The organism is Paenibacillus sp. FSL R5-0475 (assembly GCF_038004585.1).
Lineage (GTDB): Bacteria > Bacillota > Bacilli > Paenibacillales > Paenibacillaceae > Paenibacillus_AQ.
This window is the reverse complement of record NZ_JBBORK010000001.1, coordinates 7,106,700-7,125,934: the sequence shown is the minus strand read 5'-3', so window position 1 is coordinate 7,125,934 and position 19,235 is coordinate 7,106,700. Positions and strand designations below refer to the sequence as shown.

Here is a 19,235-nt window from a genome sequence, read left to right as displayed (position 1 = left end):
TCATGGTCATCTTATTGTATGTGGGTAGATGCCTAGAAGTGCATGTACGGGGGAAATTGTACAAACCCTTTATTAGTCTCACCGCTTTAGCTTCATTAATGATCTCATCCATCTGCTCCCAGTTCTGCTCAACGGAGCGACGCTAATTAGTCATGATAAAAATGATGCAGCAAGATCCAGAACGAAAAACAGTACAGCTGCCTTAGCAAACCGCTCCAGCCTGCGTATTTTCGGGATATCAACACTTTAATAGAGCGTTTACTAGACCAGTTTCCAACTAGTTAGGAAGCACTTTTCATGTTGACTTTTCAACATATAGTGATTAAAATAAACAACGCACACTAAATATAGTATGCATATGATTTTCCAGTATTTATAGCTTATCTATTCAATCTTTACAGTAATATATACAGGGGGAGAGACTCCATGCTAGTCGCATACGATTCAAAAACCGGAAACGTCAAACGCTTCATTGGTAAGCTTAAGCTGCCAGCTGTGCAGATTGAAGAGCATATGACCATTGACGAGCCCTATGTGCTTATTACATATACCACCGGCTTTGGACAGATTCCAGAGAAGGTGTCTACTTTCTTGAAGAACAATTATTCCAATTTGAAAGGCATCGCCGCCAGCGGCAACAAGAACTGGGGCGAGCTGTTCGCGCATAGCGCAGACTTGATTGCAGATCGGTACAATGTACCAGTTATCGGTAAATTTGAGCTGTCGGGCACATTTGGTGATGTGGAACGAATTAAACAGGAGGTGAGCCGAGTTGCGGCATATTGAACTAAACAACATGTTGATGAAGAGAGACGAAAGTGGTTTCTTTCAATTGGATAAAGACCTTGAGGCAGTAGCCGAATTTATGCGGGATGTAGAACGGCGGAGCTTGGTTTTTGAGAATACAAAAGCCAAGGTTGATTATATGATTGAACAGGATTTCTACGAAAATTTTTACGAACAGTACAGCTTGGCTGAGATTGAAGATGTCTACCAAATTACCCATTCTTACAACTTCAGCTTTCCATCCTATATGGCTGCTTCGAAGTTCTATACGGATTACGCTGTAAAAAGCAATGACCGCAAGCAATATCTGGAGCATTATCCGGACCGTGTGGCGGCAGTTGCCCTTCACCTAGGGCGCGGGAACGCCGCTACTGCTGGCATGCTTGCCCGTTCGATGATGGAGCAGCGTCTGCAGCCAGCGACCCCAACCTTCTTAAACGCCGGCAAGAGCCGTCGCGGTGAGCTTGTCTCCTGCTTCCTTATCGAAATGGACGACTCGCTTAATTCGATCAACTATGTGCTCAACACCTGCATGCAGCTGTCGAAGATCGGCGGTGGCGTGGCTGTCAACCTGTCCAAGCTTCGTTCACGCGGAGAGACAATCAAGGGTGTCGAGGATGCGGCTAAGGGCATTATACCTGTGCTCAAGCTGATGGAAGACGGCTTCTCCTATGCTGACCAGATGGGTCAACGTAAAGGTTCTGGAGCCGCCTACTACAACATTTTTGGATGGGATGTTCTTGAATTTCTCGACAGTAAGAAGATCAACGCCGACGAAAAAACAAGACTCAAAACCCTGTCCATCGGCCTGATCATTCCGAATCGCTTCTATAAGCTGGCGAAGGACAATGAACCGCTCCATGTATTTGCCCCTTACAGTGTGTACAAGGCTTATGGCACGCATCTTGATGACATGGATTTGGATGAAATGTACGATAAGCTGCTAGCCGATCCACGTGTCAAAAAGAGAAAGGCCATGAGCGCACGGGATATGCTGACCAAAATCGCCATGATCCAGCTGGAATCTGGCTATCCATATATCATGAACAAGAGCAACGCCAATGAGGCCCATGCCCTGAAAAACGTTGGACAGATCAAAATGTCCAACCTCTGCACGGAAATCTTCCAGCTGCAGGAGACCTCAGAAATTGCTGATTACGGACAGGAAGATACCATCCGCCGTGATGTAAGCTGCAATCTGGCTTCCTTGAACATTGTCAACGTGATGGAGCATGGCAAAATCCGTGAATCAGTACATGAAGGTATGATCGCCTTGACTGCAGTCAGCGATATGACCAGCATCTCTAATGCCCCAGGCGTAGCCAAAGCTAACAAAGAGATGCACTCCGTCGGTCTCGGCGTCATGAATCTGCACGGCTATCTGGCCAAGAACAAGATCGCTTATGAGAGCGAACAGGCTCGCGATTTTGCCCGGACCTTCTTCATGACCATGAACTACCATTCACTGGAGAAAAGCATGGAGATCGCTGCTGCAACCGGCCGGTCTTTCCATGGATTTGAGGCTTCTGATTATGCTACAGGAGCTTATTTTGAGCGTTACCTGACTACGGATTACCGCCCTGTAACGCCAAGGGTACAAGAGTTGTTCGGAGATATTTTCATCCCATCCCCTACGGATTGGGAACAACTGCAGGATGCAGTAAAAGTAAATGGCCTGTACCATGCTTACCGTTTGGCAATTGCGCCGACAGCCAGCATTTCCTATATTCAAAATGCTACTTCAAGCGTTATGCCTATTGTAGAGCAGATTGAGACACGGACTTATGCTAATTCAACGACTTACTATCCGATGCCGTACCTGCGTCCAGACAATGTATTTTTCTATAAATCGGCTTACCAAATGGATCAGTTCAAGGTGATCGATTTGATCGCGGAAATTCAGCCCCACATCGACCAGGGCATCTCGACCGTTCTGCATGTTAACAGTGATGTTTCCACCAGAGAACTGGCCCGCTCCTACCTGTATGCGGCGCATAAAGGCTTGAAGTCGCTGTATTACACCCGGACCAAAAAGCTGTCCGTCGAGGAATGCCTCACCTGCTCGATCTAACTGGAAGGCTATAGCCGCAGAAAAGGAGATTGCCATATTATGACCGCTATCCAAGCCGTTAACTGGAACCGTCCCGACGACGATTTCTCATTGATGTTCTGGAATCAGAACATTATGCAATTCTGGACGGACGATGAAATCCCATTATCCGATGATAAAATGTCCTGGCTCACGCTCAGTGAGCAAGAAAAGGACTCCTATATGAAGGTACTCGGCGGACTCACACTGCTGGATACGATTCAAGGCGGAGTAGGTATGCCGCAGATTATGGAGCATGTCGAAGGTCTTCAGCGCAAGGCTGTGCTTGGCTTTATGGGCATGATGGAACAGATTCACGCCAAATCGTACAGTAGCATTTTCACCACTTTGTCCTCCACAGAGGAGATTGACAGTGTGTTCCGCTGGGTTGAAGAGAACCCTTATCTGCAGTTCAAGGCAGAGACCATATCACAATATTACAAAAAAATAGATTCACCCAAAGATCTGTACCTTGCCATGGCAGCCTCAGTGCTGCTCGAGAGCTACTTGTTCTACAGTGGCTTCTTCTACCCGCTTTATCTAGCTGGCCAAGGCAAAATGACATGCAGCGGTGAGATCATCGACCTTATTCTGCGGGATGAGAGCATCCATGGCGTATATGTCGGTGTGCTGGCGCAGGAGATCTTTGACGGGCTACCAGATGACGAGCAGCGTGAGCTACACCAGAAGCTGGTAGACCTCCTTAGACTGCTACATGAGAATGAAGAACGTTATACCGAGCAGATCTACGCTCCCATCGGACTGGTGGACGAGGTCAAGACCTTCCTTAGATACAATGCTAACAAAGCCATGATGAATCTGGGGCATGATCCGCTATTCGACGAGGAAGAGATCAACCCGATTGTTCAGAATGGCATCAGTACCCACACCAAGCAGCATGATTTCTTCTCGAAAAAAGGTAACGGATACGTCCGGGCGCTTAACGTGGAACCGCTGAAAGATGAAGATTTTCAATTTTAAATATAGATAAAGCAAAAAGTGCGGAGAAAATTCTCCGCACTTTTTGCTAACTGTAGGATTAGATTATTGCAAGCTTTTCAGGTATGTTCTAGCTTCTTCGTAGGTATCGTAAGCATCTGCAAAATCTCTACCAAAAATACGTTTCAATTGCATCTTCCAAATTGGGTTTTTAGTTACATAAGCCCATCCTGCTTGACCAGCTTCACTCGCCATAGCACCTGTAGGGGCTAGCATAGCTGCAACCTCAGGAGTAAGTACACTTTTAGAATCAGTTACATCAGTTGTTCCTGTAAATTTAGGTTTAACAAGCTTCATGATATTTTCAAAATCTTTCAGGTATCCTGGAACATCTTCAGCTGAAAAATCAATAGATACTACATCGATATGGTTCTCATTTTGGTTGTACTTAATTGTGTATGACATAATTATTTTTCCTCCAAGTTTTAACGTTATTTTTTTAATAATAGAGATGAAATGTATGTAACTTCACAGACAAAAAATACCCGCCCCATGCTTTTTCAGGGCGACGACATCTACTTCCTGTATCGTTTTTATAACAACACCCTTTCTAGAATCTTAACTAATACATATTACCTATATTATTATCGACAAATTTCTTTTTTTATTTATATTAAAATACAAATTTCTACAAATTCCAACATATCCATGGTCATATTTTCCTTAATTCATTCATTTTTGTGTATCTACTGTCTCTTGCAGCCATTCATTTTGCCAACATACGAAGAATCTGTTTTTTAGACAACTAAAAAAGGCTCTGCGTGCGACTTCCGATTCCAATCCAGTCATCCTTCAGGTTTTTGGAATCAGAATACGCCGCAAAGCCTTTAATACTATATATTAGTTGTTATATAAGTAAATCAATCCGTGATTACTTTGTTGCGGAATAGCCCCCGTCAATCACATGTGCTGTACCTGTAATAAACGAAGCCTCATCACTTAGTAGGAAGCATGCAAACGCAGCTACTTCCTCAGGCGTACCGTATCTACCCAGAGCCGTTCCAGAAGCGATAAGAGATTGAAGCATCTCTACATCATCAGACAACAGCTTTTCATATCTGTTCATGGTTGGTGTAGGGATAGGTCCTGGGCAAAGGGCATTTACTCTAATGTTACGGTGACCCACTTCTTTGGCAACCGATTTAGTCATCCCCACAATAGCATGTTTACTTGCTGAATAAGCTGCATCATTGGCCATCCCGATAAAAATACCATGCAAAGAGGAGCAGTTTAGAACGGAAGCTCCAGATTTCATATGAGGTAATGTATAATGCAACATGTAGAATTGGCTAGTGAGATTTGTCTGAATCACTTTTTGAAACAACAACGGATCATAGTCTATAACATCCGTATTGTCTCCTGTAATTGCTGAGTTATTATATAGGCAATCAATTTTTCCATAAGCCGCTAATGTTTGATCTACGATATTTTTGCAGTCTGCTTCGAGAGAAACATCTGACCGAACAAACATCGCTTCCCCACCTAGAGCCTTAATTTCCTCAACTGTGTTAGCGCCAGCATCTGATCGATTGGCAACTACTACAGTACCGCCCTCTCTCGCTACTCTTAAGGCTGTAGCTTTTCCGATTCCGGTACCTGCACCTGTAATAATAACTACTTTGTTCTCAAATCTGTTGCTACTCATATGCGCACCACTTTCTTATGTCTTTTTCAGGAGGAGGATTCGAACCTCATAGACCCTAATATCGCCTGATGCAATATGGATTGGAACATTTTTGCAGAAAAATCGACAAAATTATCCTCTATATGACAACTTTATTGTATTTAATTGTATATAGCAATGAATATTTTAATCTGTTTTTACAACAATTGAGAATTTGGTTTTGATCGTCATAAAAAAACACCCCTTAGAATTTCATCAGATAAACCAGAAGTTTTATCCGATGCTTATTCTAAGGGGTTTGATAATTTGTAAATCCGTCGTTGTTAATGAAACCATACTCCAAATAAATTATTTATTGGCTTATAGATAAGAATAATCAGAAACAGAGGACTCGGGATGTTCAATTTTAACAACGCACATACGGTCGTGCCAAGTCCCAAAATCCAAAATATAAAATATACGCTAAGATCACGTACTCGGCGCTTTCGCACTAATTTAGGCAAATCAAGTGCCATACAACCTACAGCAAGCACCAAAAAAAACAATAACACCATTCGACTCACTCCTTGATTTTTTCAAGAAAAGAATTATCTGTGAGACCTACGCGGTTAATAACTACTGAGGCACTATAATGGATGGGCAATGATTTGAGGTAATTGTCGCCTTTTTTTTGCTGTAGCTTTGTCCAGGCTTTAGGACTGGCATGGTAGATCGATTGTCCAAATCCCATAATATCAACATTGAAGCGATTAGTTACTTGCTCCACAGTGTTTTGCATCCGCTCTATAATCCGTTCCTCTGTTTCCTTTTCCAAACGTTTTATGGTGCTTTCCGATTCCAAATTTTCTGTACTTTGCACTTCTTCAATGTTGCAAAGCGTCTTAACGTCAAGGTAAATATGCGGCTCCCCATCAATAATTTTCACTTTGCGTTTGGTTGAAGCCTGGATCGCTTCGATAACAATAGGCTTTCCGTCTTCCCCTGCTATCGCGCCAGAATGTGAGGTTACCTTATCATTGATATAATTGTAACCAATCGTTTCACCCTCGTTTAGCCAACCGATCAGTTTGTCTTTTCTGAACACAGCTACAGTATGGTATTCCAATCTCGCCTTAGGCATTGTTCGCTCTACATTGCTTTTATCTCCCCCCTCTTTGGGATCTCCCATAACTTCCACTCCGGTCAGTACAGGATGTTCACCTTCAGCCAATAAATTTTCAATAAAATCATCCAGCGTGACAGCGACTGTTTTTGCTGAATCTTTATAAGAATTATCTAGGGAACTAAATAATTTGTTCGCTGGTAATTTATCCATAGGTGTAAGGACATTCAAGACATCGCTGGCGGTTGTATCTCTGGCAACCATGACGTAGAAATCCATTCGAGCTTCCCGACTTCTTTTAAATACGTCGAGTATCTCGCCCACTCCGGAGCGTGCAAGTTCCTCTCCAATCACTAACACCCGGATATGACCAAGATAACTCGTCCTGGAACTATCCAAATTCAACATACGTTGTGCATCATAAAACGTAGGTACCGTAAATTTATAAACAACCACTGGGACTCCAGTGCCTCCCCCTCCTCCAGACGATTGTGAGGAAATCGCAGATGGAATAACGACCTGCATCGAAACTGTATAACCCGTTTCAGCCTTGTCGATCCCTAACCCCAGGACAAAGGCTACCTCATTCAGCTCCTTTCTCTCCCAACAGCCACTTAGCACTAAAGTAAATTGGAGAGCTATCATCAATTGGAGAACGCCTCTAACTAATTTTTTATTCATTGCGTTGATTCCTCATCACTAGAAGTACTTTGACGAAATAGGTTCTGCGTCTTGTTCTCAGCAGGCCTTGTCTTTAAAAAAGGCCACGGAAAGCGAAAGATAGAGTCTTTTAAGTCTTTTGAATTATAAGGTCCGAGCGGACTCATATAAGGCATTCCGAAAGAACGCAAACTCGACAAATGCAGTACGATGATAAAAATACCGAATAGAATTCCATATAATCCGATAAATCCGGCCAAAGCTATAAGCACAAAACGGATCATCCGCGCAGCTATAGACATTCCTGTCTCCGGAATAACAAAGCTAGAAATGGCTGTAAGCGATACAATAATGACCATTGCAGATGAAATAAAACCCGCTGCAACTGCTGCTTGCCCTATCACCAACGTTCCGACAATGGAAATCGCCTGTCCAATATTTTTGGGTATCCGCACCCCGGCCTCCCGCAAAATCTCATAAGTCATTTCCATGATCAGCGCCTCGACAAAAGCAGGAAAAGGGACACTTTCCCGCTGGGCAGCTAAACTAATTACAAGATTGGTCGGTATCATCTCCTGATGATACGTAGTAATCGCAACATACAATGAAGGTGCAAGCAAAGTGATAAAAAACGAAATAAAACGAACTAATCTCAGCAATGTTCCAATATCGGCCCTTTGGTAATAATCCTCAGCAGACTGAAAAAATGCTACAAAAAATGTGGGTACCAAAAGTACAAAAGGAGTTCCATCAACAATAATGGCCACTTTCCCTTCCAAAATACCTGCTGCAATCGTATCTGGACGATCACTGTTGTATACGGTAGGAAATGGTGTAAATACCGTCTCTTGAATAAATTCTTCAATATATCCACTCTCGAGAATACTGTCCGTATCAATTTTATTCAGACGGCGTTTTACTTCTTGCACCAACTCCTTATTCGCGATGTTGCTTAGATACATAATGGATACGCTGGTTTGAGTTACCCTTCCGATCTGAACGGTTTCCAGCCATAAATGGCTATCTTTTATTTTCCGCCGAACCAGTGCCGTATTCGTCCGTAAATTCTCAGTGAATCCTTCCATTGGACCTCGAACAACCGATTGGGAACTGGGCTCCCCTACATTGCGATCTTCCCAGCCTGGTAAGCCGATTCGGAGAGCGGTGGATGTCCCATCGAGCAGCAGCATTACACTACCGGACAGCAATTCGTGTACGAATTGGCTGTAATCAACGATAACGGTTAGATCACCGGCTATTAATATCTGTTTCTTAATAATCTCAATCTTCTGCTCGGGCTCAAGCTTTCCCAGCTGTTCATAAGGAATATGTTCCTGCAAAGAATACAAAATTGAATTATGCAGTACCTGAGTATCCACAAGACCATCTATGTAAATCAAAGAAATATTAGTATTTTCTTCTATCTGCAACTCTTTTATCACTACATCAGAACTTCCGCCCAGCAATCCGTTCAACTGATCAATATTGGTTTTCAATCGGTTTGATAGTGTACCCGTCTCCGAACTTTTCACGATGTAGCCTCCACTTCACTTAGATTAATGAGTATAGTTTGATGTTAATTTTGATAATTATTCCTTTCTGATTAAAATTCGGAATGGCATAATTCTGGTAACTACAACCATACTAAAACTAGTCCAATAAATTTGAGGGGGTATATGAGTTTGGAGAAAGATCGAATTAGTACCAATCAAATGATTATACTCGGGCTATTCACATTTATTGGGGATATGGCGCTTGTGTATCCAGCGTTAATGATATCAGGAGCGAAACAAGATGCATGGATTGCTGCTTTGATTAGTATTCCCTTGGGCCTAGCGACCATAAAACTGTTGCTCTGCTTAGCAGACATTGAACCAAACAAGAATATTATCGAGCTTAGCCTACAAATTCTAGGAAAATGGGCCGGAACTGCTGTAGCCTTGTTCTATTTAGTGTTCTTCCTGATTGCCGCTTCCACTTACATAAGAGAAATTGAAGATTTCATGTGTACACAGATTTACGAGAAGACACCCGGTGGGGTTATCCGTTTTATGGCTATTTTCCTGCTGGTATATGGTGTACGACTGGGTCTGGAAACATTGGGACGGGCAGCTCAGCTTTTTTTCCCTTTGTTTGCAATTTTTTTGATCGGTCTGCTGCTTCTGCTGACTCCCGATGTCAAAATGGAACGTTTATACCCCATTATGAACACACCAGTACCGGACATGCTCCATACTTTGATGTATGGTGTTTTTTATCCTTTTGGTGAATTATGCGTGTTTCTTATGGTATATCCTTATGCTCAGAAGAATAGCAAAACAAGCCGGGACATTTTCATAGCCCTGATCATCGGAGCTCTGGGACTTAACCTCATCTTATTTTTTTCCCTTACCGTTCTTGGTGTTTACGCTTCTGAACATCAATTTTATGCCGCATATATTCTTGCTCAAAAAATTAATATTGCTAATTCTCTACAACGTATCGAAGCGCTTATGGCTACAGCATGGATTATCAGCACGTACTTTAAAACAGCCATTTATTACTATGCTTTAACATTAGGTACAGCCCAATTATTTAAACTCAAAAGCCACCGTCCTCTGATCCTACCCACTGGATTTTTGTTATTTGGTATGTCACAACTGATTGCCAAAGACATCATTTTTTATGTAAAGGAAATCCCCACCTACTGGGTAGATTGGGATTTCACCTGTGCATTTGTTCTGCCGCTTATGTTGCTAATTGTGTATTATTTAAAAAAACGTTTTGCTGCCAAGGTTTAAACGACTTCTCTCCTAAAAATAAAAAAAGGACAGCTATTAAGCTGTCCTTTTGTTCATGAATTTCTTACATGCAGTAGCTTTATTCCTTCTTATCCAAAGTAATCGACGATGGTGTTACATCACGAATTGGCTCTTGAGCCACTTCAAAAGTTGATCCGCAACTCGGACAAAAGCGAGCCTCGATTGCCACATTGCCACCGCATGCTTTACACTGCTTCACATCGGACAACCCCGCAATTTGCTGCAGATTGACCTCAATCTCCGATTTCAGTTCAAGAATACGGGAAATATTCTTCTCGATCTGCTCACTCGGCAATGGTCCTGCTCCTTGTGTTACAGCTTCAAACAACAGTTTACCCATTACCTGATACTGCTGGTCAATGTCATTCTGCTTGCTGTTGTTCTGTAATTTCAAACGATTGATCTCCACCACTGTCTTTGCTTTATTGCCAGCCTCGCTCACGCCTGCCTTTACCTTGTTAAAAAAGCTCATATTCAGCCCCCTATTCCGTAGTAGTCATATATAAGCATATTTCGACACCACCACAAGTATTCCTCTCTTTATTGTACCTAACTTCAACCGGGATTTGTAGTTCATCCACAATCATGAACTTATTTCCCCCGCCTTCCTGCGGGAACGAACCTCGACTCAGGTCTGGTATATAAAACCGCCTTCAGGCCGTTTTGCCGCATTCAGAAAGGCTATACAATGAGTACATAAGCAAGCGGGTTGCAAGATTTAAACACAATTACCCCCATAAGAGAGGATGACAATAATAAATGAAAAAATTATATCGTTCCAGAAGTGACCAAAAGATTAGTGGTGTATGCGGAGGTCTTGCCAGTTGGTCAGGCATCGATGCCACAATTCTCCGTCTCGTAACGGTTGCTGCAGCACTTTTCAGCTTCGGTACCGTACTTATCTTTTACTTTATCGCCAGCATCATCGTCCCTAAAGAACCTTTTGGCAGCTTTTCGGATGGACATGATTTCTATTAACAGATCGTCCTTTCATACCAATCAAACATACTAAGGAGAGATATAATATGAGTTTATTTAAAAGAATTTCCACCCTTACTAAAGCTGCCCTACACGAAGGTCTGAACAAATTAGAAAACCCAGTGCTACTGACGGGTCAGTATCTACGCGATCTTGAGAACGAAATAGCTACGGCAGAACGCAATGAACGTGATTTAAAAGTTACAGCGAGTGTATTGGAACGCCGTAAGCAAGAATATACTCAGCTGATAGAGCAAAGCGAAGCTGAAGCCGTTCAGGCGGTTGAGCAAGGAAATGAAGAAAGAGCACGCCTTGCACTCATGGCCAAGCTGCGGTATACAGAACAGCTGGATGAGAGTATCAATAGTCAGGCACAAACTCAGCAATCCCTGGCAGAGCTGGAGATCAACATCGCTAGAGCTAAAGAAGAGCGCGAACATCTTAAAGCGAAAAGAACTGAACTTATCGCTCGTGCTCAGCAAGCTACAGAAACACTAAGCTCCGCTCCTCATAGCAACAGTGTAAAAGGACCGAATGTGGGTAACGCTTCACGTGGCTTCGAACGAATGGAAGAGAAAATTTTCGAGTGGGAAGCATTGGCGGAAAACTCCAAGTATAAATCCAACTCAGGCGCAGGCGTAGCTTCGTCTATTGATCCCAACCTTCGTAGCGCCGTGGATGATGAAATTGAACGTATCCGCAACCGGAAAATCAATACCGACAAAAAATAAATATAATAACAGGTCCCTTATTTCTCAGCTACTGAGCTATATAAGGGGCTTGTTTTTTCTATTCCTCTTCATCCCGCGAATCATTTTTTTCGATTCCGGATCTACTCGGTAAGACTCTGTGATTTTCTGCAAAGCCTTGTTATAGGTGAAATCATCTAAAGCGTTAGTTCTCAAATAATCTATCGTAGCCGCAGGCATCTTCACATAACACATCGAAAGCGCCCAAGAAACCGCCATTTTCACATAATACCCCTCATGTCTGACCTTATCGAGTAGTTGTAGAATCCGACTGATGTACGCTTCTTCAATAAAGAAATTAAGCATCATTACTACCGCAAATCGAATCTCATATTCTTTGTCAGATAACAGATACGGCACTATAAAGTCCCACATCTGCTCTTTATTCTTCAAGGTAAACTTCAGCCCCGTGCAAAAGCTATCACATACCGACCAGTTATCGATTTTAGGAATAAAGTCCGCAATATAATGCAGAATTTCTTCAGGATCTGTCTTCACATAACCAAGTACCATACCTTGCAGCATTACCTCTTCAAAAAAATCAGAGTCGGCGTGCTCCAAATAGGCTCTCCAGTCACCCTTTGCAATGGTTTTGGCGAGTTTACGTAGCTCCGGTAGCCTGACTCCTATCACATTATCGATCGTCGGAAGTAAAGCCGCAGAAAACTTCTGGTAATCCGCATCTGCCAACTCCACTAGCTGTTCCTTTATTGTTTTGTCCACTATAGTGCTCCTTACGTATTAATTATTGAAATGAAATCTCCCATAAATATATGGATGCTACCGAACCGTGTGGTGAGTACCTGAGACGGTATTGTTCGAATTGCTTTTTGGTAAGCGTATCAAGCCCATACAGCTTCATCATGCCGCGACGAATGGCGATATCTCCCCAACTGACTACATCTGGGCGCTCCATACAATTAATTAACATCATCTCTGCTGTCCACTTACCAATACCTTTTAACTTCATGAGTCTTTGAATAACCTCTTGATCGGACAATCCATATAATTCCTCCAGCTTAAACTCTCCATCAGCAATCAGCTTGGAAATGTCATGAATACAAACCGCCTTTTTCATCGTCATACCGCAACCCTGAATCTCATCTGCTGTGTGTATAGCTAGCTGCTGCGGAGTTATTTCTCTGAATTGAACCTGCATTCTTGTCCAGATAGTTCGAACCGCTTTGACTGATATTAGCTGACCTACTATGGCATAGATAAGTGCAGTGAAAAGATCCGGAATAATCACACGTTCCACTTTCCCCATTCGCGCCATCGCCGCACCTAGCACTGGGTCCACACTTCCGAGGTAATCGACTTCTGCTTGCCCATATTCAAAAAATTTAGTGATTACAGCTCCCAAAGTATTTCCTCCCGTATCTGAGCTTAACAATAATATACAACATCTATTTTGCAGTGTACGGATTCTTGAATAGGATAGCAAGATAACCAAACTTGAAAAAGCCACAACATTTCTACTCGGGTAGATGGTTATGGCTCCATGTATAGGATTCGATTATTCTGTTTAGATTTTTTCATTATTTATGCTCGAATAATTCGCTTTTCCTTTGCTGCTTTTAGCCATATGGGGAATTCATTTAGTAGCTGATCGTAAAGCTCTTCATCCGTCACCTGTTCAATCCGGTCCAGATGAATAAAATTAGCGTTATCCACCAATCGCCCCTTCATGGTATCAAGTTGCATTAAGACTTCAAAATCGGAATTTCCAATCCCTACAAACTGCCAGAAAATCGGTTGAACAGAAGCCGCCATAATCACCTTCTTAGTAGGCTTCACGACACCACCATCGTTGATGAAAATAATAAATACCGGTGTAGAATCAGGCTCTTCTTCTGTGTATTTTTTAATGATATCCTCCATTACTGGTGGTTCATTATTGCGGCCAAATTTATGGATTGTATTATTATTCATAATATGTGTAAACACATAACTTCCTAATTCCTGCTCTGTCACAGGTGGTAAGCGACTGAACTCGGTATCGTAGACCCATACATCCAGTGACTGGTTATCATCGAATTTACAGGCAACAGCTAAAATACGCTCTACCACTTCTTGCACTGTCCCATTCGCATAAAGGTTTCTCATCGAGCCTGTAATGTCCAGTACGATTCCTACTCTCGCTGTTACACCAGTCAATTTCTTTTTTTCTAAGGTGATCTGGACAATTTTTTTTCGTAAGTCAATGTTGGATAGCACGTTCTTCTCTTCCGAAAGAATCGGTACCAAAGGAATTGTTAACTCAGGGGTAGCAGCTACCTCATTACTTCCCTCGGCTTCTTCAATATCTAGTCCATAGTTGGTGCATAATGCAGCCAATCCCCCATCAAATCCACTACCAATAGCACTAAATTTCCACCCTGATCCATACCGATAAAGTTCTCCTACTACAATCGCTGTCTCCTTGGAAAGATCAGAACCGTAATCGAAAATGAACAATTCCTCATCACTGTCACCATCTACTAAACGTAGATAAGGAGCAGAGACTTGCTTCATAGAGTGCCCTGATTGTTCTCCTTCATAAATCGTTAATGTTAAAGCTATTCTAGTAATGTCCACAGGAAGCCCGGAGAGCGTTATGACGATAGCTTCTTTATCAACTCCTTGTTGTAAGACTGAGTGACTTACCGCTTCGCCTATAGACACCGGATTTCCGTAAAAGATAAAGTTCTCATCGCGTTCGCAGCGATTCCGATCAGACAACAAAAAGGCAGCCGCATCTATGCCAATCCTAGCATCAGCGGTCATCCAACCAAACTTCAGTTCCAGCTTATTTACACTTCGCCCTTTCGTGAGATCCACCTTTTGTCCTTTTATAAGCCGCAATCTCTCATCTCCTTATTATTACTCAACTACTATTTGTAACTTGTACTAGATTGTATTTATCATTTTACTACTTTAATATGAATGTATATATGATAGATGAGGAGCTTTACGATGGACTTTATAGCAATTGACTTTGAAACGGCGAATTCCAGTCGATCCAGCGCCTGTGCTTTGGGACTTGTGGAAGTTAAAGATGGCGTAATCACAGCAGAACATTCTTGGTTGATCGATCCGCAACAGCGGTTTGACGGCATGAACATTTCGATACATGGCATCACCCCCTCCATGGTAATCGGTCAGCCTACTTTCCACGAATTATGGCCCACCGTTGAACCTTTGCTGCACGGACGAATTGTTGTAGCGCACAATGCCGCTTTTGATATGAGTGTACTGCGGTATTGCCTCGATGGGATGTCCATAAGCTATCCGAGCTTTCAATACTTATGTACTTATTTATTAGGTAAAAAAATGCTGCCCGAGCTTCCCTCTCATAAACTTAATGTAGTATCCGAGCATTTCGGCATTGAGCTGAAGCACCATGACGCTCTCGATGACGCGCGCGCTGCTGCCATGGTTCTATTAATGCTTATGGAGCGAGAATCACACCTTGACCCGCTTTTGCTCTCCAGCAGCCACGGATATACTAGCGGAACAATGTTTGCTGGTGGATACACTCCTTTTTCTGCTCGAAAGAGTAAACCTGCTAAGAAACCTGTGAACAATCAAAGAACGAAAAACTTCTATTTGTAAGAAACTATTAAGTTATTTAGCAAAAAACACCCAACAGGCTCATTACAGCTGGTTGGGTGTTTTGCATAGATGGAGGAATATAGCAAACAAGTCGATTCATTCACTACGAAGAAATCTAACCTTTCTGGTCATTATAGGCAATTTATCCCTATAATTCATAAGGTTCGGGTGTAAATGAAGCATTTCATAAAAATTATAAGGAGAAATTCCGTATAATGACTTCAAATAGACCCTTATCGTGCTAATTATAGGGAAGAATTCCGTATATTTTATCAGCGATCAGTGAACATCCCATCGGTTCATCCAGATCACCAACCAAGATCAACACAACACACTAGATCTTCATCCGATAAACTGCTTTATTCTCCAGTCCTCTGATGAATGGCGTCCATTCTTCCGTTTCTGGTGTGGTATCCAGCGCATCCTCGACCATCTGCAGCTTCGCATCCATCGCATCAATATGATGCAGCGCTACTGCCTCAGCCGTTTGCGGCTGAACAGGACTGCCCCATTCGCCCAGGTTATGATGTGATAATACGAGATGCTGTAACGCCAGAACCTTCTCCGAATTCAAATCAATGTCTAAGCGGATGGCCGCTTCTGTAATCCAGTTAGATGCCATCGAGATATGACCAATCAACTTACCCTGAACGCTATATTCTGAGACAATTCCGAGCTGAGAGATCATCTCCTCCGGCTTCGCGATATCATGCAGAATAATTCCAGCCTTCATTAAATCTGGATTCAGGAACGGACGCTGCTTGCACAGAAAATCCCCGATCTCCAGCATGCGAACCATATGATAAGCAAGTCCGGCAAAATAAGCATGGTGATGCGTTTTGGCAGCCGGATAATGCATCAATTTCTCTTCCACTTTACTTACACAAAAGGAGACAATCGAGGCAATCTCCGGATCTGTGATGCTTGCCATCACCCCTTTAATCGTATGAATAAGGTCTACTGGACGAATAGGAGCGGAGCGAATAAAATCCGTTAGCGCAACGCCATCCTCATCGTTCACCAATCTGATTTTGGTTACTTTGATTTGCAATTTCTCACGATAAGTGTGCGCAATCCCGCGAACCTTCACCAGTGCCATAGGAAAAAAAGTTTCTTTATCGGTTGTACTAGCATCCCAATATTTCGCGGACAATTGTCCACTGGAATCTCCCAAGACTAGGTCGAAATAATCCTTTGGAGGAGTACCGTTCGTTTGTTTGATCGCGAGCTCTCTTAAGAGATAAAAGCCAACAAATTCATCCTGTGGAGCGAGCTGTTTAATTTGTGTCATGTTGAAGCCTCCTATTAATAACAGGCTTTGTACCTGCTCTCTATATTAAACTTTAGACACTCACGTCCAAAATCCCTTTAAATCACTATACGATCTATTTTCATTTTTATGTACAGGTAGATAAAGGAGGTTACTCCACAGGCCATAATATGGCTCTAGAATAACCCCCTTTATAGATTAACTATTGATTAAAAATTGCTTATTTACCAGCGGATTCAAGCGCTGATTTAATAGCTTCTACCACTTTAGCAGATACTTCTTTCTCAGCATCATTATTTCCGAAGGCTGCTGCGCGATATCCATACTTGTGTAAGCTATAGCCCGTTGAAGTCGACTCAATCTCGCTCTTCACAGCCAGCTCAGCGTCAGTCAACTGGTTGACCGTTCTTGTACTTCCGTTTTTATCTAAATAGTAAACGAGCATTTTAACAGGAACACCATGTTCTACATACGTCATAACATTTACAAGCTTATCAGCACTTACACCAATGAAGATTCCATCGAAGTAAGCCGCTTTGTTAGCTTCAACAATCTCAGCTTTCCCGTATGCTCTATCCACCGCAGTCTTGAGAGCTACACTACTACTAGTTGCACCGGAAACAGCGTCTACATCTTGCACAGCTTCTCTAGTACCTGCTGCAAGGAAGCTAGAAGTCAATTGCGGAATTGCTTTTACCACCTCGGGGTAAGCAGCTTTGCCTCTATCCACAAGATTCATTCCTACACGATACAAAGCAACATTTACGATCTTACCGTTACGAAGAGTAACGTCTGCTCTGTTAGTCCCTTTATCATAGGCATCACCAAATGCAGTGAAGGTCCCGTCTTTGTAGGTTCCTTGAACCTTGGATGCGTTAGTCAAAGCATCAGTCAGAGCAGCTTTGGCAGCTGCGGATAGCTCTTCTTGACCTGTGATATCGGACATTTGCACACCTTTTTCAAGTAATACTGAAGTAAGTGTACCCACCAGCGATTTTTGTTCTGCACTTAGTTTGTCATCAGCGATCAGCTTGCCGTCAGCTCCGAACAAGCTTAATTTAATGTTTGTAACTGTATCTGAAGCAACATCAACAAGCAGTAATACTTTAGATTGGTTATCTACACCTGCGAATTTTCCGTCAAAATATTTAACTTCATCTGGAACTTTCAGTGCTTTCTCGAAAGCTCTTTCTACGGCTTGGTTCCAACCGTGACTGCTTTCTGTAGCGCCAGAAATTCCATCTACTTTCTCATCATAGTTAGTGAAGTAAGATCCATTAGCAAGCAACTTAGCTGTCATCGGAGCATTAGCTTTTACAACTTCTGCATAAGCCGTTGCACCTCTGTCAATGAGGTTGTTCCCAAGTCTGAACAGCTTCACATCCACTAGCTTACCGTTGCGGATCACGATGTCAGCTCTTTCAACACCGACACTTCTTGCAGTCCCATAAGAGGAATAGAATCCGTCTACATAAGCAGAAGTATTGTTAATCTTTGCATTCTGCTCAGCATCCCAGAAAGCATTAATCGCAGCCTTAAAGTCGGCTTCGAGTCCTACAACAGGCTCTGCAGCTGTTCCTTTAGCCAGCAATGCTGGTGTTATAGCTGCAACTGCTGCAGATTGCTCAGCTGTGTAGGCCTTCTCATCCACGAAATCACCAGCACTGTTCAGCGGGTACACTTTAACAGCTGTGAGCTTATTGGATTCGTAGGTTGCAAATACTGCATATTTACCTGTAGGATCTATACCCATATGAACACCATCAAAGTAAACTGCATCTGTATCTTTCACTGTTAGAGCTCTTTCAAACGCTCTGTCTACAGACAATTTCCATCCATTACTAGAGCGTGTTGCTCCCGAAACAGCGTCTACTGCTGCTGCTCCATCTCTTGTCTTGCCAATCAATTTATTTGTCATCAATCCATAAGCTTGCCATAAAGCGCTATAATTGTTACGAGCATCTCTGTCAATCAGCTTAGGGCTGGTTCTCAGGAGATCAATGCTAGTAATTTTTCCATCTTTAATTTCGATCTTAGCGCCTTCGGTACCTTTGGAGTAAGCATCGCCATACGCTACGTAAACCCCATCTTGATATACATTTTCCTTAACTGTAACCGGCAATGCTGTAGGTACAGGCTTAACAGTCGCTGCTGGAACTACTGTAGCCGCAGGAGCAGCGGTTGCTTTTGGCGTTGTAGCTGGTTTTGTCGTTGCTGCTGGTGCCGCTGTTGCCTTTGGTGTTGCTACTGGTTTTACCGTTGCTTTCGGTGTTTCTACTGGTTTTGCTGTTGGCTTTGGTGTTACTACTGGTTTTGCTGTTGGCTTTGGTGTTGCTACTGGTTTTGCTGTTGCTGCTGGTTTTGCTGTTGGTTTAGCTGCTGGTGCATCCGCTTCTTCAGAAGCTGCGGATACTGCATCCACCTTCAAGTTCAAAGCAGGCACATTAAGTGTGTAAGCAAATGGCGCTAACAATATTGCCGCGCTAATCGTTAAAGAAATTAGTTTTTTCAATAAAATTCTCCTTTACCAAGTCCCCAGTGATATATAGCTTTTCTTAACCAAACTTACCTTTCACGGCGCCC

The 19,235-nt window shown here is 42.7% G+C and carries 18 protein-coding genes and 1 pseudogene; 7 read left to right on the top strand and 12 right to left on the bottom strand.

Annotated elements, in window-relative coordinates:
* The first annotated feature begins 426 nt into the window (after positions 1-426).
* From nrdI to nrdF, 3 genes are read left to right on the top strand one after another with little or no spacing between them, the layout of a single operon-like run.
* Positions 427-786, top strand: a complete 360-nt coding sequence (nrdI, locus tag MKX41_RS32115; RefSeq protein ID WP_042185827.1) for a class Ib ribonucleoside-diphosphate reductase assembly flavoprotein NrdI — start codon at positions 427-429, stop codon at positions 784-786.
* On the top strand, positions 773-2,857 hold the full coding sequence (gene nrdE, locus MKX41_RS32110; RefSeq protein WP_340974746.1) for a class 1b ribonucleoside-diphosphate reductase subunit alpha: 2,085 nt from the start codon (positions 773-775) through the stop codon (positions 2,855-2,857). Before nrdI ends, nrdE begins: the two co-directional genes overlap by 14 nt.
* Positions 2,858-2,896: 39 nt before the next feature.
* A complete protein-coding gene (gene nrdF, locus MKX41_RS32105) occupies positions 2,897-3,856 on the top strand; it encodes a class 1b ribonucleoside-diphosphate reductase subunit beta (protein WP_042185822.1) in 960 nt (319 codons plus the stop codon).
* A gap of 63 nt (positions 3,857-3,919) precedes the next feature.
* Here nrdF and MKX41_RS32100 read toward each other — a convergent pair whose 3' ends face one another.
* From MKX41_RS32100 to MKX41_RS32080, 5 genes are all read right to left on the bottom strand, one after another.
* Positions 3,920-4,279 carry a hypothetical protein gene (locus tag MKX41_RS32100; RefSeq protein WP_042185820.1) on the bottom strand — a complete coding sequence of 120 codons (360 nt, stop codon included), beginning with the start codon at positions 4,277-4,279 and terminating at the stop codon, positions 3,920-3,922.
* A 466-nt stretch (positions 4,280-4,745) separates the two neighbouring features.
* On the bottom strand, positions 4,746-5,519 hold the full coding sequence (locus tag MKX41_RS32095; protein ID WP_283910738.1) for an SDR family NAD(P)-dependent oxidoreductase: 774 nt from the start codon (positions 5,517-5,519) through the stop codon (positions 4,746-4,748).
* Between the two features lie 302 nt (positions 5,520-5,821).
* On the bottom strand, positions 5,822-6,052 hold the full coding sequence (locus MKX41_RS32090) for a hypothetical protein (protein WP_340974740.1): 231 nt from the start codon (positions 6,050-6,052) through the stop codon (positions 5,822-5,824).
* 5 nt (positions 6,053-6,057) lie between these two features.
* Entirely contained in the window at positions 6,058-7,281 is a 1,224-nt protein-coding gene (locus MKX41_RS32085) for a Ger(x)C family spore germination protein (RefSeq protein ID WP_340974738.1), read from the bottom strand.
* Positions 7,278-8,792: a spore germination protein gene (locus MKX41_RS32080; RefSeq protein ID WP_042185813.1), complete on the bottom strand. Its 1,515-nt coding sequence runs from the start codon at positions 8,790-8,792 to the stop codon at positions 7,278-7,280. Before MKX41_RS32080 ends, MKX41_RS32085 begins: the two co-directional genes overlap by 4 nt.
* 144 nt (positions 8,793-8,936) lie before the next feature.
* Here MKX41_RS32080 and MKX41_RS32075 point away from each other — a divergent pair, with 144 nt between their 5' ends.
* A complete protein-coding gene (locus MKX41_RS32075) occupies positions 8,937-10,040 on the top strand; it encodes a GerAB/ArcD/ProY family transporter (RefSeq protein ID WP_340974736.1) in 1,104 nt (367 codons plus the stop codon).
* A gap of 79 nt (positions 10,041-10,119) precedes the next feature.
* Here MKX41_RS32075 and MKX41_RS32070 read toward each other — a convergent pair whose 3' ends face one another.
* Positions 10,120-10,533, bottom strand: coding sequence for a zinc ribbon domain-containing protein (locus MKX41_RS32070; RefSeq protein ID WP_076286297.1), 414 nt, complete (start codon positions 10,531-10,533; stop codon positions 10,120-10,122).
* Between the two features lie 287 nt (positions 10,534-10,820).
* Between MKX41_RS32070 and MKX41_RS32065 the strand changes: the two genes are divergently transcribed.
* Together MKX41_RS32065 and MKX41_RS32060 are read left to right on the top strand one after the other, a co-directional pair.
* Positions 10,821-11,039, top strand: a complete 219-nt coding sequence (locus tag MKX41_RS32065) for a PspC domain-containing protein (RefSeq protein WP_042185808.1) — start codon at positions 10,821-10,823, stop codon at positions 11,037-11,039.
* Between the two features lie 47 nt (positions 11,040-11,086).
* Positions 11,087-11,770, top strand: a complete 684-nt coding sequence (locus MKX41_RS32060; protein WP_339269525.1) for a PspA/IM30 family protein — start codon at positions 11,087-11,089, stop codon at positions 11,768-11,770.
* A gap of 36 nt (positions 11,771-11,806) precedes the next feature.
* Here the strand turns inward: MKX41_RS32060 and MKX41_RS32055 are convergent, their stop codons facing one another.
* The 4 genes and pseudogenes from MKX41_RS32055 to MKX41_RS32040 form a co-directional block, all read right to left on the bottom strand.
* The gene (locus tag MKX41_RS32055) at positions 11,807-12,511 is read right to left on the bottom strand and encodes a DNA alkylation repair protein (protein ID WP_339801482.1); all 705 of its coding nucleotides are present in this window, start codon (positions 12,509-12,511) and stop codon (positions 11,807-11,809) included.
* Between the two features lie 22 nt (positions 12,512-12,533).
* Positions 12,534-13,151: a DNA-3-methyladenine glycosylase family protein gene (locus tag MKX41_RS32050; protein ID WP_340974733.1), complete on the bottom strand. Its 618-nt coding sequence runs from the start codon at positions 13,149-13,151 to the stop codon at positions 12,534-12,536.
* A 179-nt stretch (positions 13,152-13,330) separates the two neighbouring features.
* A complete protein-coding gene (locus MKX41_RS32045) occupies positions 13,331-14,035 on the bottom strand; it encodes a vWA domain-containing protein (RefSeq protein ID WP_340975143.1) in 705 nt (234 codons plus the stop codon).
* Positions 14,036-14,113: 78 nt separating this feature from the next.
* Positions 14,114-14,632 (bottom strand): annotated as a pseudogene (locus tag MKX41_RS32040) (TerD family protein); the annotation flags it as partial.
* A gap of 111 nt (positions 14,633-14,743) precedes the next feature.
* Here MKX41_RS32040 and MKX41_RS32035 point away from each other — a divergent pair.
* Complete coding sequence (locus MKX41_RS32035; protein WP_340974732.1) at positions 14,744-15,382, top strand: 3'-5' exonuclease; 639 nt, start codon at positions 14,744-14,746, stop codon at positions 15,380-15,382.
* 334 nt (positions 15,383-15,716) lie between these two features.
* On the opposite strand, the gene MKX41_RS32030 is transcribed toward MKX41_RS32035, so the two are convergent.
* Together MKX41_RS32030 and MKX41_RS32025 are read right to left on the bottom strand one after the other, a co-directional pair.
* The gene (locus MKX41_RS32030; RefSeq protein ID WP_042185798.1) at positions 15,717-16,673 is read right to left on the bottom strand and encodes a 3'-5' exoribonuclease YhaM family protein; all 957 of its coding nucleotides are present in this window, start codon (positions 16,671-16,673) and stop codon (positions 15,717-15,719) included.
* A gap of 199 nt (positions 16,674-16,872) precedes the next feature.
* Positions 16,873-19,164, bottom strand: coding sequence for an FMN-binding protein (locus MKX41_RS32025; protein WP_340974731.1), 2,292 nt, complete (start codon positions 19,162-19,164; stop codon positions 16,873-16,875).
* Positions 19,165-19,235: the final 71 nt, after the last annotated feature.

Bases quoted from the DNA above. Each gene is read 5' to 3' on its own strand.
- MKX41_RS32060 (WP_339269525.1), top strand. From the start codon at position 11,087: ATGAGTTTATTTAAAAGAATTTCCACCCTTACTAAAGCTGCCCTACAC.
- nrdI (WP_042185827.1), top strand. From the start codon at position 427: ATGCTAGTCGCATACGATTCAAAAACCGGAAACGTCAAACGCTTCATT.
- nrdF (WP_042185822.1), top strand. From the start codon at position 2,897: ATGACCGCTATCCAAGCCGTTAACTGGAACCGTCCCGACGACGATTTC.
- MKX41_RS32030 (WP_042185798.1), bottom strand. From the start codon at position 16,673: ATGACACAAATTAAACAGCTCGCTCCACAGGATGAATTTGTTGGCTTT.
- MKX41_RS32100 (WP_042185820.1), bottom strand. From the start codon at position 4,279: ATGTCATACACAATTAAGTACAACCAAAATGAGAACCATATCGATGTA.
- MKX41_RS32085 (WP_340974738.1), bottom strand. From the start codon at position 7,281: ATGAATAAAAAATTAGTTAGAGGCGTTCTCCAATTGATGATAGCTCTC.
- MKX41_RS32075 (WP_340974736.1), top strand. From the start codon at position 8,937: ATGAGTTTGGAGAAAGATCGAATTAGTACCAATCAAATGATTATACTC.
- MKX41_RS32095 (WP_283910738.1), bottom strand. From the start codon at position 5,519: ATGAGTAGCAACAGATTTGAGAACAAAGTAGTTATTATTACAGGTGCA.
- MKX41_RS32035 (WP_340974732.1), top strand. From the start codon at position 14,744: ATGGACTTTATAGCAATTGACTTTGAAACGGCGAATTCCAGTCGATCC.
- MKX41_RS32065 (WP_042185808.1), top strand. From the start codon at position 10,821: ATGAAAAAATTATATCGTTCCAGAAGTGACCAAAAGATTAGTGGTGTA.
- MKX41_RS32090 (WP_340974740.1), bottom strand. From the start codon at position 6,052: ATGGTGTTATTGTTTTTTTTGGTGCTTGCTGTAGGTTGTATGGCACTT.
- MKX41_RS32070 (WP_076286297.1), bottom strand. From the start codon at position 10,533: ATGAGCTTTTTTAACAAGGTAAAGGCAGGCGTGAGCGAGGCTGGCAAT.